This window comes from Streptomyces sp. NPDC005374, from assembly GCF_042872225.1.
GTDB lineage: Bacteria > Actinomycetota > Actinomycetes > Streptomycetales > Streptomycetaceae > Streptomyces.
This window is the reverse complement of sequence record NZ_JBIAKA010000018.1, coordinates 154,289-168,913: the sequence shown is the minus strand read 5'-3', so window position 1 is coordinate 168,913 and position 14,625 is coordinate 154,289. Positions and strand designations below refer to the sequence as shown.

The following is a 14,625-nucleotide window of genomic DNA, read 5'->3' as shown; positions in this document are numbered from 1 at the left end:
GGAGCCGATGCGTCTTGCCCGCACCCGTCTCGATCACGTCCGCCACGTACTCCCCCTGTGCTCACGCCCGGCTGGTGGTGCCACCACCAGGACAACTTCCCGCTCCCCACGGCTATTCCGGCGGCCGCAGGCTCTTGCCCATGGCGATCGACACCACAAGCCCCACCACCGAATCGCTCGACACCCCCCGGCTGTCGACGCGCGACAAACTCGTCCTCTTCGTCCTGTGCGCCGCCCAGTTCATGGTCGCGCTGGACTTCTCCGTCCTGAACGTCGCCCTGCCCGTCCTCGGCGCCGACCTCGGCATGAGCCGGTCCGCCCTGCAGTGGGCGGTCACGGCGTTCGCGCTGCCGTCCGGCGGATTCCTGCTCCTGTTCGGCCGTATCGGAGACCTGTACGGCCGTCGCAGGCTGTTCCTCACCGGACTCGCCCTGTTCGGCGCGGCCTCACTGCTCGCGACCTTCGCCTGGGACCCGGCGTCGTTCCTCACCGGACGCGCCCTGCAGGGGCTCGGCGCGGCGGCGATCGTGCCGACCGGCATGTCCCTGCTGACCACGACCTTCCCGGAGGGCCCCGCCCGCGACCGCGCCCTGGGCATCTCCGGCACCCTGCTCTCGCTCGGATTCACCGTCGGCATGGTGGCCGGCGGCACCCTCACCGACACCTTCGGCTGGCGCTCCACGATGGGCCTGCTCGCCCTGTTCGCCCTGATCGTGCTGCCGCTGGCCCCCGCGCTGCTGCCCGAGTCCCGCACTCCGGACCGCCCCCGCCTGGACGTGCCCGGCGCGATCACCGTCACCGGCGGACTGCTCTCCCTGATCTACGCCCTGTCCACGGCCGCCGACCACGGCTTCGCCCGCGCCGACGTGATCACGACCCTGGTCACCGGCCTGCTGCTCCTCGCCGCGTTCGTCACGATCGAGTCCCGGACCGCGACTCCGCTGGTCTCCCTGCCCATGCTGCGCCGCCGCACGGTGGCGTGGGGCAACATCGGCGGCCTGGTCACCTTCTCGATGATGTCGACGGTCGTCTTCGCACTGACCCTCTACCTCCAGGAAGTGCTGCACCTCTCCGCGTTCGAGACCGGCCTGGTCTTCGGCGTCCAGGGCGTGCTGTCGGCGGTCGCGGGCAGCTACGCCTCCAGGGTCATCGGCCGCTTCGGCGCCCACCGCACGCTGGTCGGCTCACTCGTAGGCCAGGGCGTCCTGGTCGCCGCCCTGCTCGGCCTGAACACCCAGGGCTGGTCCGTCTGGCTCGCCACGGCCGCCGTCTCCCTGGCCAGCATGTGCCACCTGGGCGCGATCATCTCGTACGGCGTCACGGTCACCTCCGGCGTCCCCGACGAGGAACAGGGCCTGGCCACCGGCCTGGTCACCTCGACCCAGCAGATCGGCCTCACCGTCGGCATCCCCCTGCTGGGCGTCCTCGCCACCACCTCGCACGACCTGCTGTCCGGCGTCCACACGGTCCTCGCCCTGGACGCGGTGATCGTGCTCGCGGCGGCGGCACTGGTCGCGGTCGGACTGCGGGTGCGCTCAGGAGCGGTCGAGGCGCAGCCGCTCGGCGCGCGGTAGACCGGCCACCACCAGGTCGTACGAGTCCTCCACCAGCTCCCGGACCAGGCGGTCCGGGAGCTCGCCGTCGACCGTGACGGTGTTCCAGTGGCGCTTGTTCATGTGATAGCCGGGAATGACCAGGCCCTGATGCTCCTCGCGCAGCCGGATCGCGTCCTCCGGATCGCACTTGAGGTTGACCTTCAGAGGCCGCGCGTCGATCCAACTCAGGGCGAACATCTTGCCCAGCACCTTGAAGACCGAGATCTCCGGGCTGAACGGGAAGTCCTCCACCGCCGCGTTGAACGACAGACACAGGGCGCGCAGCTCCTGGGGGGTCACTCTTCCTCCGTCTCCTTCTGCGCGGAGCCCACCGGCTCCACCAGCACCGTCACGATCTTGTTCCGGCGCCCGGCCGCGGCCTCCGCGGTCAGCCGGAGCCCGCGCCCGTCGGGGAGTTCGACCACGCTCGACGCCCCGGCGATCGGCACCCGGCCCAGGGCCTTCGCGAGCAGGCCGCCGACGGTCTCCACGTCCTCGTCGTCGTACTCGTCGAGCCCGTACAGCTCGCCCAGGTCGGTGATGTCGAGGCGGGCGGTGACCCGGTGGCGGTCGTCACCGAGCTCCTCCACCGGCGGCAGCTCGCGGTCGTACTCGTCGGTGATCTCGCCGACGATCTCCTCGAGGATGTCCTCGATGGTGACGATGCCGGCCGTGCCGCCGTACTCGTCGATGACGACGGCCACGTGATTGCGGTCCTGCTGCATCTCACGGAGCAGGTCACCGGCGTTCTTCGTGTCGGGCACGAACGCCGCCGGACGCATCGTCGTGGAGACCAGCTCGGACTCGGCGTCCCGGCTGATGTGCGTCTTGCGCACCAGGTCCTTCAGATAGACGATCCCGACGATGTCGTCCTCGCTCTCGCCGCTCACCGGGATACGCGAGAAACCCGACCTGAGTGCGAGGGTCAGCGCCTGACGGATCGTCTTGTAGCGCTCGATGACGACGAGATCGGTCCGCGGGACCATGACCTCCCGCACCAGCGTGTCCCCCAGCTCGAAGACCGAGTGCACCATCCGGCGCTCGTCGTCCTCGATCAGGGATTCTTTCTCGGCGAGGTCGACCAGCGCCCGCAGCTCCGCCTCGGAGGCGAAGGGGCCCCGGCGGAAGCCCTTGCCGGGCGTCAGCGCGTTGCCGATGAGAATCAGCAACGACGGGATCGGGCCCATGACCCGGGCCAGCGGGACGAGGACGTACGCCGCCGCAGTCGCCGTGTTGAGCGGGTGCTGACGCCCGATGGTGCGCGGCGACACCCCGACGGCGACGTACGACACGAGCACCATGACGCCGATCGCGACCAGCAGGGCGCGGGTGGTGCCCGGGAACTCCTGGAGGCAGGCGTAGGTGACCAGCGCCGCCGCGGCCATCTCGCAGGCCACGCGCAGCAGCAGCGCCAGGTTGAGGTAGCGGGTCGGGTCGGCGGCGACCTGCGCGAGTTTGGCGCTGCCCCGACGGCCGTTGCGTACGGCTTCCTCGGCGCGGAAGCTGGAGACGCGAGCGAGGCCCGCCTCCGCGCAGGCGGCGAGCCACGCGACGACGACCAGGGCGATCGCGCCGGAGACGAGGGACGGACTCATGAGACGGTCGGCGCCGGAGAGGGGCCGGTGAAGCCCTTCTCCTGCCGCCACCCGTCCACGATGGCCGCCTGCAGGCCGAACATCTCGGCCTTCTCGTCCGGCTCCTCGTGGTCGTAACCGAGCAGGTGCAACACCCCGTGGACGGTGAGCAGTTGGAGCTCCTCGTCCATGGAGTGCTGCGTCTCGGCCTCCTCGCCCTGCCGCTTGGCGACCTCGGGACAGAGCACGATGTCGCCGAGGAGGCCCTGCGGGGGCTCGTCGTCGTCCTTGCTGGGCGGCCGGAGCTCGTCCATCGGGAACGACATGACGTCGGTGGGCCCCGGCAGGTCCATCCACTGGATGTGCAGCTGCTCCATGGCGTCGTCGTCCACGACGATCACCGAGAGCTCGGAGAGCGGATGGATGCGCATCCGCGCGAGCGCGTAGCGGGCGATGTCGAGGATCGCCTGCTCGTCGACCTCGGTTCCGGACTCGTTGTTGACGTCGATCGACATGGTGCTGGCTTGTCTACTTCCGCTTGTTCCGGTCGCCCTTGTGGGTGCCGTTCTCCGTACCGTTCTCGCTGTCGTACTTCTCGTACGCGTCGACGATACGGCCGACCAGCTTGTGCCGTACGACGTCCTGGGACGACAGGCGGGAGAAGTGGACGTCGTCGAGGCCCTCCAGGATGTCCTGCACCTGACGCAGACCCGACTGGGTGCCGCCCGGCAGGTCGACCTGCGTCACGTCACCCGTGATCACGATCTTCGACTCGAAGCCGAGCCGGGTGAGGAACATCTTCATCTGCTCGGGACTCGTGTTCTGGGCCTCGTCCAGGATGATGAAGGCGTCATTCAGCGTTCTTCCCCTCATGTACGCCAGCGGCGCGACCTCGATCGTCCCCGCCGCCATGAGCTTCGGGATCGAATCCGGGTCGAGCATGTCGTGCAGGGCGTCGTACAGCGGGCGCAGGTAGGGGTCGATCTTCTCGTAGAGGGTGCCGGGCAGGAAGCCCAGCCGCTCGCCCGCCTCGACCGCGGGGCGGGTCAGGATGATGCGGCTGACCTGCTTGGACTGCAGGGCCTGCACCGCCTTGGCCATGGCGAGGTAGGTCTTGCCGGTACCGGCCGGGCCGATGCCGAAGACGATCGTGTGCTTGTCGATCGCGTCGACGTACCGCTTCTGGTTGAGGGTCTTGGGGCGGATGGTGCGGCCGCGCGAGGACAGGATGTTCTGCGTGAGCACGTCGGCCGGGGTCTCCTGGCCGTCGCTCGTCCCGTTCTCGCTCGCTCGCAGCATGGCGATCGAGCGTTCCACTGCGTCCTCCGTCATCGGCTGTCCGGTGCGGAGCACCAGCATCATCTCGTCGAACAGGCGCTGGACGAGGGCGACGTCCGCCGCCTCACCTGTCGCGCTGATCTCATTGCCCCGGACATGGATGTCGGCTGCCGGGAAGGCCTTCTCGATCACGCGCAGCAGCGAGTCGCCGGACCCCAGGATCGCGACCATGGGGTGCTGGGCGGGGACGGTGAACTGTGCTCTCGCCTGCCCCTGCGCGGGGCTGTGACCTGTAGGTGTCTGAGTCATGGGCCGGCGCTGAAGGCCTGCGGTTCCTCCTCGTCACGGCCGCACAACTGGAGGCGGCCTCGCGGTGTCAAGGGTACGACGGTGCACTGACAACCCCGCAGGGGTTTTCGACAGTGAGGGCGCCCTGAATGCGGCGATGAGCCCTGCACGCTCCCCCCGCACCCCGGGGAAGAATGCGCTCACTGCCACGTGCGTTCGAAGCGGTGTCGGCCACGAGAGTCCGTACGGAGAAAGCAGGAAGACCGTGCTGTTACGTCTGCCCACCTCCCTGCCCGAGGCGCAGGAGTGTCTGGCCGAGGGAGCGATACCGGTCGGCGGTGCCACGCTCGTGTGGGCCGCCTGGCAGCGGGACGGCTTCCCCGAGCAGTCCGTGTCACTGCGCGAGGTGCCGGAGGCGAACGTCCTTGACGCCGGGTCGGTCGGGGCGGCGGTCCTGCTGCACCGGATCGACGAGCGGGTGCCGGAGGTGCTGCGGCGGGCCGCGTCCGGCATCGGCACCGGGGCCGTGCGCCGGACCGCCACGGTGGGCGGGAACATCGTCGGCAGCACCCTGCGCTGTCTGCTCCCCGCGGCGCTCGTCCTGGACGCCCGGGCGCGTGTGCTGGCGGCGGAGGGGCCGTTCGAGACGGACCTCGCCGAGCTGCTCGCCAAGAAGCCGCTGCTGCTGAGCCTGCACTGGCGCGAACCGCTGGCCAGCGGCTATCACAAGGCGGCCGAAGCCCCGGGCGGCCCGCCTCCGCTGGTCGTCGCCACCGCGGTGGACGCGGGTGACCGTCCCGCCCTGCGCGTCGCCGTCCGCGACGGCTACGACTTCCTGAGCGAGAGCCTGCCCTGCGAGGCGGGCCCGGAGAGCGTGCTCGACGCCTTGAGCGGTATGGCGATCGGGGCGCTGCCCGCCGAGGCCCGCGAGGTGGTCCGGGACCAGGTGGTCTCGGTACTGGAGCGTGCGACCGAGCGCTGACGCCGACAGCGGCACGCCCGACCGAGGCGGTGCCCTCGGCCGGGCGACCCCCACGGGCTGTGAGACAGGCCGGGCGGTGAGCTGCGGCTCCGACCCACTGGTCCCCGGACCGACCAATCGGCACACACCGCAGCATCCGCCCGAAGCAGCGCCCTCGGCCCGGCCCGCCGTCGGTGCCCTCGGGCCAGTCACCTCACCGGGCCCTGTTACCCGCCGACGACGGCAACGCGACCCACGGGGCCGTCAGGCCGACCGCCCCGCACGCCCTGCCGGAACGGCGTCCCGACCGCCGGTGCCCTCAGGCCGTGAGACAGGCGGCCTCCGGCGAGACGGCCCCGGCCCGCCCCCACCCTCTGACCGACCAAGCGGCACTCCCCACACGCCCGGCCGACCGCCGACGCCCCCGGCCGGCCGCCCTCAGCGAACCGTGAAACGGCCCTGGCCGCGCGACCCCGGTCCGTCCCCGCCCTCGGACCGACCAAGCGGCACGCCCCACACGCCCGGCCGACCACCGACGCCCTCGGCCGGCCGCCCTCAGCGAACCGTAAGACGAGCCTGGCCGCGCGACCCCGGTCCGCCCCCCGCCCTCAGGCCGACCTGCCGAACCCGATCGTCGGTACCGCGCGCCGCAGGGGCCAGCCCGGGGCCTCCTCCTCCGGGACCAGGGCCGCGAGGAACGCGTACCGTCGCAGGGCCGCCGGGTCCTGGGAGTCGAGGGACTGCACCTTGCGCCACCAGGCGCCGATCTCGGACCAGCCCGGGGCGGACAGGGAGCCGCCGAACTCCTGGACGGAGAGCGCGGCGGTCAGGCCGGCGAAGGCCAGCCGGTCCGCGAGCGGCCAGCCCGCCAGCGTGCCGGTGACGAAGCCGGCCACGAAGACGTCCCCGGCACCGGTCGGGTCGAGCGCCTCGACCTCGATCGCCGGGACCTCGGCGGTCTCACCCGTACGCCGGTCCACCGCGTACGCGCCTTCCGCGCCGAGGGTGACCACGGCGAGCGGCACGTGTTCGGTGAGCGCGTGCGCGGCCTCCCGGGGGCAGCCGGCGCCGGTGTACCGCATGGCCTCCTCCGCGTTCGGCAGGAAGGCCTCGCAGTGTTCGAGGTCGGCCAGGCCCGCCAGGTCCCACGCCCCGGTCTCGTCCCAGCCGACGTCGGCGAAGATCCGGGTGCCGTGGCTCGCGGCCCCGGCGATCCAGGGTGCGCGTCTGCCGGGCTCAAGTGAGGCCACCGCCGCACGCGCGCGGGGCGGGCAGTTCGGAGCGCCTTCCTGGATGAGCGCGGCCTCCGGGGGCGGCTCGTGGCCGTGGGAGACCATCGTGCGCTCGCCCTCGTACGCCATGGACACGGTGACCGGGGAGTGCCAGCCGGGGACGCTGCGCGAGGGCGAGAGGTCGATGCCCTCGCCCTGCTCCAGGGCGTCCCAGCAGTACTCGCCGTAGTGGTCGTCGCCGAAGGCCGCGGCCAGCGAGGTGCGCAGCCCGAGGCGCGCGAGGGCGGTCGCCATGTTCGCCACGCCACCGGGGCTGGAGCCCATGCCGCGGGCCCAGGATTCGGTGCCGCGCACGGGGGCGGAGCCGAGCCCGGTGAAGACGATGTCGAGGAAGACGGTCCCGGTGAGGTAGACGTCGCAGGGCGGATCGCCGGGTTCGCGCACGGCTGCCAGGGGATCGACCCGGGCCTGACACGGCCCGGTCTCTCCGAAGTGCGACGGTCCCTTTCCGGTGGACGCGTTGGACGCGATCACGGTGCGCTCCCTGACATGTTGCCGGTCAGGCCAGTCTGCACCACAGCACCGACAACGCGTCGGCGGTCACGTCCGTGCCACGCCGGACAGCCTGTGCGGCGTTCCGGAAGCGGGGCCCTGTCAGCGGGGCACTACCAGCGGGGCACGGCCGGTGTGACCCACCCCGGTTCGGCGACCCGCATCGCCGCCGCGTCGTCGCGCTCCCGCAGCGAACCGTCGTCGTCGAGCCACCGCTGGTGCAGGAACCGCACCTTGTCGTGGTCGAGCTCGACACCGAGGCCCGGCGCGTCGGCGACCGTGACGGCCCCGCCCTCGAAGGTCAGCCGCTCGGTGAGGACATCCTCCGACTGCCACGGATAGTGCGAGTCGCAGGCGTGGTGGAGGTTCGGCACGGTGGACGCCACATGCGTCATCGCGGCCAGCGAGATCCCGAGATGCGTGTTGGAGTGCATGGACACGCCGACCCCGAACGTCCGGCAGATCGCGGCGAGTTGCTGTGTGTTGCGCAGACCGCCCCAGTAGTGGTGGTCGGAGAGCACGACCTGGACGGCGTCCCGGGCGAACGCCTCCTTGATCTCGGCGAAGGTCGTCACGCACATGTTGGTGGCCAGCGGCACGTCGGTCCCGGCGGACACCTCGGCCATGGCGGCGGTGCCGAGGGCGGGGTCCTCCAGGTACTCCAGGACGTCTCCGAGTTCCTGGGCCACCTTCAGTGAAGTCGCCACGCTCCAGGCCCCGTTGGGGTCGAGCCGCAGCGGGTGCCCGGGGAACGCCTCGGCCAGTGCCCGTACGGCCGCGATCTCCTCGGCCGGCGGGAAGACCCCGCCCTTGAGCTTGAACGAGGTGAAGCCGTACCGCTCGATGAACAGGCGGGCCTGCTCGACCACCCCGGCGGGATCGACGGCCGCCCCCCAGTCGTCCTTCTCGGAGGTCACGCCCTCAGGATGGGCGGCCCACTTGTAGAACAGGTACGCGCTGTATTCCACGGAGTCCCGCACCTTGCCGCCGAGGAGCGCGTGCACGGGCAGGCCGAGCGTCTTGCCGAGCGCGTCGAGGCAGGCGACCTCGAATCCGGAGACGACGGACAGGCGCAGCTTGTCGGCGGTCTGGACGCCTCGCAGGCCGCCGACGTCGACCTGCCCGGAGACCCGGGAGGAGTCGACGGCCACCTGGTCCGCGACCGTGAACAGCCCGTTCAGGTCTCCGACCTGACGGCCGATCAGCTTCCCCGCGAACGGCCTTGCCAGCTCCAGGTACTTGGTGTCGCCGTACGTCTCCCCTACCCCCGTAACCCCGTCGGCGGTCTCGACCTCGACGATCAGCCGGGGAGTGTACGGCTGGTGGACGCCCTGTGTGTTCAGCAGCGGAGGGTCGGCGACGAGGATCGGTGTCAGGCGGACGTCGGCGATCGTCAGGTTCACAGCTGGGCTCCTACGAGGTCGAGTCCGGTGACGAGCAGCGACGTGAGGTCCGCGAGGTCGGCGGGGGACGGGTCGGTGAGGGGGGCTCGCACGGGTCCCACCGGGCGTCCTCGCAGCCGTGCGGCCGCCTTCACCAGGGACACGGCGTAGCCGGGCACCCGGTCACGGAGTTCGACGAGCGGGACGTAGAAGTCGCGCAGCAGCTTCTCGACCGTGCCGTCGTCGCCGTCGCGCAGGGCGGCGAAGAAGGCGTTGGCGATCTCGGGGGCGAAGGCGTGGACGGCCGAGGAGTAGGCGGGGACGCCGACGGTGGCGTAGGCGCGGGCCTGGATCTCGGCGGTGGAGGCGCCGTTGAAGAAGAGGAAGTCCTCGGGGGCGGCGAGGGTGAGGCGCTGGAGCCGGTCGAGGTCGCTGTGCCCGTCCTTGAGGCCGATGACACCGGGGATCGCGGTGACGCGCCGGAAGGCGTCCACGCCGAAGGCGACTTGGCCGCGCTGGTAGGCGATGAGCGGCAGGGAGGTGCGGGCCGCGATCTGCTCCAGTTGGGCGACGAGCCCGTCCTGCGGCGCGGCGACGAGATAGTGCGGCAGGACCAGCAACGCGTCGGCGCCCGCCTCCTCGGCGATCCGGGCGAAGCGGACGGCCTGGGCCCAGCCGTAGCCGGTCCCGGCGACGACGGGCAGCCGGCCGCCGGCCTCCTCGACGGCGATGGTGACGACCTGCCGGTACTCGTCCTCGTCGAGCGAGAAGAACTCGCCGGTGCCGCAGGCCGGGAAGAGGGCGCCGGGGCCGGTGGCGATCTGGGCGGCGACGTGCGCACGGAAGCCGTCGGGGTCGAGGGTGCCGTCGTCGTGGAAGCTCGTGAGCGGGAACGACAGCACGCCGTGTGCCATGCCGTCCCGCAGTCGTCGGGCCGTGTCCGGGTCGAGGGCCACCCTCACTCATCTCCCCATGTAGATGTTGTCTACGTATGAAGATGGAGATTAGATACACGAACCGCTCTCGTCAATGGGTCGGCGCGATGTTTGGCGGGCCGATTACCATCGGCGCATGTCGGAGACAGGGGGCGAACGCCCGGAGAGCGCCGGCGTGCGCGAGGTGAAGTCGGCGGCCCGCACGGTCGAACTCCTCGAAGTGCTCGCCGCGCGCGGCGACCGGCCGGCCCGGCTGCAGGAACTCGCGGCCGAGCTGGGGGTGCCGCGCAGTTCGATGTACGCACTGCTCCAGACCCTGATCTCACGCGGCTGGGTCCGCACCGACAGCACCGGCTCGCTCTACGGCATCGGCATCCACGCCCTGCTCACCGGCACCAGCTACCTGGACTCCGACCCGCACGTCCGGGCCGTACGGCCGTATCTGGACGAGGCGTCCCAGGCGCTGGGCGAGACGATCCACCTGGGGCGGCTCGACGGCCGGGACGTGGCGTATCTGGCGACCCGCGAGTCGCACGAGTACCTGCGGACCATCAGCAGGGTGGGCCGCCGCCTGCCCGCGCACGCGGGCGCACTGGGCAAGGCGCTGCTGGCCGAGTCGCCCGACGAAAGGCTGCCCGAGGAGCCGTACGAGGCCCTCACCCCGAACTCCCACACCGCCCGCGCCTCCCTGCTGGCCGACCTCGCCGAGATCCGCGCACGCGGCTACGCGGTCGACCGCGAGGAGGGTGTCCTCGGGATCGTCGGCTTCGGCTTCGCCCTGCGCTACGACACCCCCGCCCAGGACGCCATCAGTTGCTCGGTCCCGGTCGCCCGCCTCACGCCGGAACACGAACAGCAGATCATCGCGGTGATGCGGGAGATCAGGGGCAAGATCGAGGCGACGGCGCGGGGCGCGGGGGGCGCACCGAACTGGCGTTAGCCGCACCGGAAAAGCCGCTCGGCTACCCGGCATCACCCGCCCCAAACGGAACGTGAGTCAGATCACGCCACCCGGGCTTCTTCCCGCAACCGCGTGCTTGATACAAATTCTCTTCGCGCGTTCCTGTCCGTCGACGGCCTGCGCCCCACCCCCTGCTTGAGCCGCTTCTTTTCGCATGCCCTGGGAACGCCCGTGTTCGCCCGTCGCTCCACCCTGCCCTGGCCCCTCGTCGCCCTTTTCGCGGCCGGGTATCTCGCCCCCTATCTCCTGCCCACCACCGTCGGAAGGCTCGACTCGGGGCTTCCGCTCACCGCCACCGAAGCCGGTGCCGTCGGCAGTGCCCTCCTGCTGAGCTCGGCCGCCGCCGGCTTCCTGCTCGCCTCCCGCGTCGACCGCATCGGCCCGCGCACACTCGCCCGCATCGGCCTGACCCTCGCCGTCCTCGGCTACGGCGGCGCCGCCCTCGCCCACGCCGTCCCGGCCGTCGTCGCGGGCGCACTGATCGGCGGCTTCGGATCCGGTACGTCGACGGCGGTGGCCGCCACCGGCATCGCCGCCCAGCCCGACCCGCACCGCACCACCACGGTCGGCCTCCTCTGCGTCTCCGCGCTCGCGGGAGCCGTCTACCTCACCGTCCCCCACCTGGGCCCCGGCCACGGACAGCCCCTCGCCGCCATCGCCCTCACCGCGCTCGCCGTCTGGCCCCTGACCGGCCGGCTCCCCCTGCGCACGGCCCCCGCCCGCGGCCTGGACACCGGCACCCCGCTCCCCCACCTCCGCGCCGGCCTGCTCCTCGCCGTCACCCTCCTCTGCTGGTCCCTGGCCCAGAACGCCCTCTGGGGTGTCAGCGGCCGCATCGGCCTCACCCAGGCCCACCTCTCCGAGACCACGGTCGGCGCGATCTTCGCGATCGCGCTCGGCACGGGGCTGCTGGGAGTCGTCGGCGCGGGCACGCTCGGCCCACGGCTGGGCCGCGCCCTGCCCATCGGCGGCGGAACGGTCCTCATCGCCGCCTGCATCGCCCTCAGCGCCTCCGCGCACGACCTGACGTCCTTCGCGACCGGCGAGATCGCGTGGAACACGCTCTACCCGATCGTCCTGTCGTACGTCATAAGCCTCGCCGCCTCCCTCGACCCCCGCGGCCGCTGGGCGGTCCTGGTCGGCTCGGCATCATCACTGGGCACGGCGGCCGGCCCACTGACCGGCAGCCTCCTCGCCTCCCAGGCCGGCTTCCCGACGATGGGCACGGCCCTGGCGGCAGGCCTGCTGCTGATCGCGGTGCCAATGACAGCGGTGGCAATGGGCGCAGGGCGGCGGACCTTGCCGGTCGTGGAGATCCAGGTGGAAACCCAGGCCTACGACAAAGCAACGGCAGCGTAAGCGCTCCTGTCTTTCAGGGGCGCGGGGAACTGCGCGACCAGCCACGACGGCGCGGCACCCGACAACGCAACGGCAGCGTGAGCGCAGCCTTTAGGGGCGCGGGGAACTGCGCGACAAGCCACAACGGCGCGGCACCCGACAACGCAACGGCAGCGTGAGCGCAGCCTTTAGGGGCGCGGGGAACTGCGCGACCAGCCACGACGGCGCGGCAGACGACAACGCACCTCAGAACTCGTAAGCATCAACTTCCGCAAGATACCGAGCCCGCAGCCCCTCATCGTGCTCCAAGAAGGCCGCAAGGAACGAGTTCCGGGCAAGCTCCTTCAACCGCTCCTCGCCCAGGCCCAGCGCCAAGCGCACCGCCTCGAAGTTGTCCCCCGCATACCCCCCGAAGTACGCGGGGTCATCGGAGTTGACCGTGCACATCAACCCCGCCTCCAACATCGCGGGCAACGGATGATCGGCAAGCACATCAACCGTACGAAGTCGCACATTCGACAACGGACACAAGGTCAGCGGAATCCGGTCCCGCACAAGACGGGCCACCAGTTCCGGCGACTCCACGCAGCGCAGCCCGTGGTCGATCCGCTCCACCCCGAGCACGTCGAGCGCCTCGACGATGTACTCCGGCGGCCCCTCCTCCCCGGCGTGAGCCACCCGCCGCAGCCCCAGCGCCGCCGCGGCCTCGTACACCTCGCGGAACTTCACCGGCGGATGCCCCACCTCGGCGGAGTCGAGCCCGACGCCGACGATCCGGTCGAGGTAGGGCTTCGCGGCCTCCAGCGTCGCGAGGGCCGACTCGGCGGACTCGTCCCGCAGGAAGCACATGATCAGCTGTGTGGAGACGCCGTGGTTCTCCACGCTGCTGCCCAGCGCCCGCCACAGCCCCTCGACGACCGTCCCCATGTCCACGCCCCGCGCGATGTGCGCCTGCGGGTCGAAGAAGATCTCCGCGTGCCGGACCCCCTGCGCGGCGGCCCGGGCGAGATACGCGTTGGCCAGGTCCTCGAAGTCCCGCTCGGTGCGCAGGACGGCCATGAGCTCGTAGTACAGGTTCAGGAAGGACTGCAGATCCTCGAACCGGTACGCCTTGCTGAGCGTGTCCGTGTCGGCGTAGGGCAGTGCGACGCCGTTGCGCGCGGCCAGCTCGAAGGCCAGCTCCGGCTCCAGGGTGCCTTCGATGTGCAGGTGCAGTTCAGCTTTGGGGAGGGACATCGAAGTATCGTACGGCCGCCTCACCGCCGTTTCGGAACCGGCACCCTCAGCAGGTCATGGGCCACGGTCAGCTCGCCCTCGTACCCGGCCGCCCGTGCCTGCCGCTCGAACTCCTCCGGGTCGGAGTAGCGCTGGCTGAAGTGGGTGAGCACAAGGTGCCGCACACCGGCGTCACGAGCCACGCGGGCCGCCTGGCCTGCCGTCAGATGGCCGTGGTCGATGGCCAGTTGCTCGTCCTCGTCCAGGAAGGTCGACTCGATGACGAGCATGTCGACGCCGTCCGCGAGAGCGTGGACGCCGTCACAGAGGCGGGTGTCCATGACGAACGCGAACCGCTGGCCCAGCCGGACCTCGCTGACGTCGTCGAGGGAGACACCGTTCAGGGAGCCTTCCCGCTGGATGCGTCCGACGTCGGGCCCCTTGATGCCGTGCGCGGCGAGACGGTCCGGGAGCATGCGGCGGCCGTCGGGTTCGGTGAGGCGGTAGCCGTAGGACTCGACGGGGTGGGAGAGCTTGCGGGCGTCCAGGGTGTAGCCGCCGGTCTCCGCGATCACCCCGTCCTCGGCGACCGGCGCCTCGGTGAGCCGGACCGTCTCGCGGTAGGCCGTCGCGTACCGGAGCCGGTCGAAGAAGCGCTGCCCCGACTTCGGGTAGTGGGCGGTGACCTCGTGCGGGACCCGGTCGAGGTTGATGCGCTGGATCACGCCCGCGAGACCGAGGGAGTGGTCACCGTGGAAGTGGGTGACACAGATCCGGTGGAGGTCGTGGGCGGCGACACCGGCGCGCAGCATCTGGCGCTGGGTGCCTTCTCCGGGGTCGAAGAGGATGCCCTCACCGTCCCACCTCAGCAGGTAGCCGTTGTGGTTGCGGTGCCTGGTGGGGACCTGGCTCGCGGTGCCGAGGACGACCAACTCACGTACGGACACGGCGAGTTACCCGGGGGGCCACTGGAGGCCGCGGCCGCCGATCACATGGGCGTGGGCGTGCCAGACGGTCTGGCCGGCGCCGCTGCCGGTGTTGAAGACGGTGCGGTAGCTCTCCAGCTTCTCGTCCTCCGCGACGGCCTGGGTCTCGCGGAGGACGTCGGCGGCGAGTTGCGGTTCCGCGGCGGCGAGGGCGGCGGCGTTCTCGTAGTGGGCCTTGGGGATCACGAGGACGTGGGTGGGGGCCTGGGGGTTGATGTCCCGGAACGCTACGGTCGTCTCGGTCTCTCGCACGATCGTCGCCGGGATGTGGCCTTCGACGATCTTGCAGAACAGGCAGTCGTCCTGGGGTTCCCCTGGCATGTGGTTC

14 protein-coding genes are annotated in these 14,625 nt (G+C 71.2%); 4 read left to right on the top strand and 10 right to left on the bottom strand.

All coding sequences use genetic code 11. The annotated features are described in order from the left end of the window. Positions 1-140 precede the first annotated feature (140 nt). Positions 141-1,574 (top strand): MFS transporter, encoded by a 1,434-nt coding sequence (locus ACFYRX_RS36805; protein ID WP_389109645.1) that lies wholly within the window; start codon positions 141-143, stop codon positions 1,572-1,574. Here ACFYRX_RS36805 and ACFYRX_RS36800 read toward each other — a convergent pair. From ACFYRX_RS36800 to ACFYRX_RS36785, 4 genes are read right to left on the bottom strand one after another with little or no spacing between them, the layout of a single operon-like run. Beyond that, positions 1,536-1,895, bottom strand: a complete 360-nt coding sequence (locus ACFYRX_RS36800) for an MmcQ/YjbR family DNA-binding protein (protein WP_389109642.1) — start codon at positions 1,893-1,895, stop codon at positions 1,536-1,538. The genes ACFYRX_RS36805 and ACFYRX_RS36800 overlap by 39 nt on opposite strands. Then, entirely contained in the window at positions 1,892-3,190 is a 1,299-nt protein-coding gene (locus ACFYRX_RS36795; RefSeq protein ID WP_389109640.1) for a hemolysin family protein, read from the bottom strand. The genes ACFYRX_RS36800 and ACFYRX_RS36795 overlap by 4 nt, the downstream gene beginning before the upstream one ends. Continuing rightward, positions 3,187-3,684, bottom strand: coding sequence for an rRNA maturation RNase YbeY (ybeY, locus tag ACFYRX_RS36790; RefSeq protein WP_328747411.1), 498 nt, complete (start codon positions 3,682-3,684; stop codon positions 3,187-3,189). Before ybeY ends, ACFYRX_RS36795 begins: the two co-directional genes overlap by 4 nt. Before the next feature lie 13 nt (positions 3,685-3,697). Continuing rightward, positions 3,698-4,756 carry a PhoH family protein gene (locus ACFYRX_RS36785; protein WP_389109637.1) on the bottom strand — a complete coding sequence of 353 codons (1,059 nt, stop codon included), beginning with the start codon at positions 4,754-4,756 and terminating at the stop codon, positions 3,698-3,700. 244 nt (positions 4,757-5,000) lie between these two features. On the opposite strand from ACFYRX_RS36785, the gene ACFYRX_RS36780 reads away from it, so the two are divergent. Continuing rightward, on the top strand, positions 5,001-5,717 hold the full coding sequence (locus ACFYRX_RS36780; protein WP_389109636.1) for an FAD binding domain-containing protein: 717 nt from the start codon (positions 5,001-5,003) through the stop codon (positions 5,715-5,717). A 587-nt stretch (positions 5,718-6,304) separates the two neighbouring features. Here the strand turns inward: ACFYRX_RS36780 and ACFYRX_RS36775 are convergent. The 3 genes from ACFYRX_RS36775 to ACFYRX_RS36765 all read right to left on the bottom strand — a co-directional run bounded on the left by ACFYRX_RS36775 (position 6,305) and on the right by ACFYRX_RS36765 (position 9,818). Continuing rightward, a complete protein-coding gene (locus ACFYRX_RS36775; RefSeq protein ID WP_389109634.1) occupies positions 6,305-7,462 on the bottom strand; it encodes a carbohydrate kinase family protein in 1,158 nt (385 codons plus the stop codon). Positions 7,463-7,593: 131 nt separating this feature from the next. Then, positions 7,594-8,883: a glucarate dehydratase family protein gene (locus ACFYRX_RS36770; RefSeq protein ID WP_389109631.1), complete on the bottom strand. Its 1,290-nt coding sequence runs from the start codon at positions 8,881-8,883 to the stop codon at positions 7,594-7,596. Continuing rightward, positions 8,880-9,818: a 5-dehydro-4-deoxyglucarate dehydratase gene (locus ACFYRX_RS36765; protein ID WP_389109629.1), complete on the bottom strand. Its 939-nt coding sequence runs from the start codon at positions 9,816-9,818 to the stop codon at positions 8,880-8,882. The genes ACFYRX_RS36770 and ACFYRX_RS36765 overlap by 4 nt, the downstream gene beginning before the upstream one ends. A gap of 115 nt (positions 9,819-9,933) precedes the next feature. Between ACFYRX_RS36765 and ACFYRX_RS36760 the strand changes: the two genes are divergently transcribed. Then, entirely contained in the window at positions 9,934-10,737 is an 804-nt protein-coding gene (locus ACFYRX_RS36760; protein ID WP_389109626.1) for an IclR family transcriptional regulator, read from the top strand. Positions 10,738-10,929: 192 nt separating this feature from the next. After that, entirely contained in the window at positions 10,930-12,117 is a 1,188-nt protein-coding gene (locus ACFYRX_RS36755; protein WP_389109625.1) for an MFS transporter, read from the top strand. A gap of 225 nt (positions 12,118-12,342) precedes the next feature. On the opposite strand, the gene ACFYRX_RS36750 is transcribed toward ACFYRX_RS36755, so the two are convergent. The 3 genes from ACFYRX_RS36750 to ACFYRX_RS36740 are packed head-to-tail and all read right to left on the bottom strand — an operon-like array spanning position 12,343 to position 14,618. Continuing rightward, positions 12,343-13,332 carry an adenosine deaminase gene (locus ACFYRX_RS36750; protein WP_389109623.1) on the bottom strand — a complete coding sequence of 330 codons (990 nt, stop codon included), beginning with the start codon at positions 13,330-13,332 and terminating at the stop codon, positions 12,343-12,345. A 20-nt stretch (positions 13,333-13,352) separates the two neighbouring features. Continuing rightward, a complete protein-coding gene (locus ACFYRX_RS36745; protein ID WP_389109621.1) occupies positions 13,353-14,258 on the bottom strand; it encodes a ribonuclease Z in 906 nt (301 codons plus the stop codon). A gap of 6 nt (positions 14,259-14,264) precedes the next feature. Beyond that, positions 14,265-14,618 carry a histidine triad nucleotide-binding protein gene (locus tag ACFYRX_RS36740; RefSeq protein ID WP_389109619.1) on the bottom strand — a complete coding sequence of 118 codons (354 nt, stop codon included), beginning with the start codon at positions 14,616-14,618 and terminating at the stop codon, positions 14,265-14,267. Between the last annotated feature and the right edge of the window lie 7 nt (positions 14,619-14,625).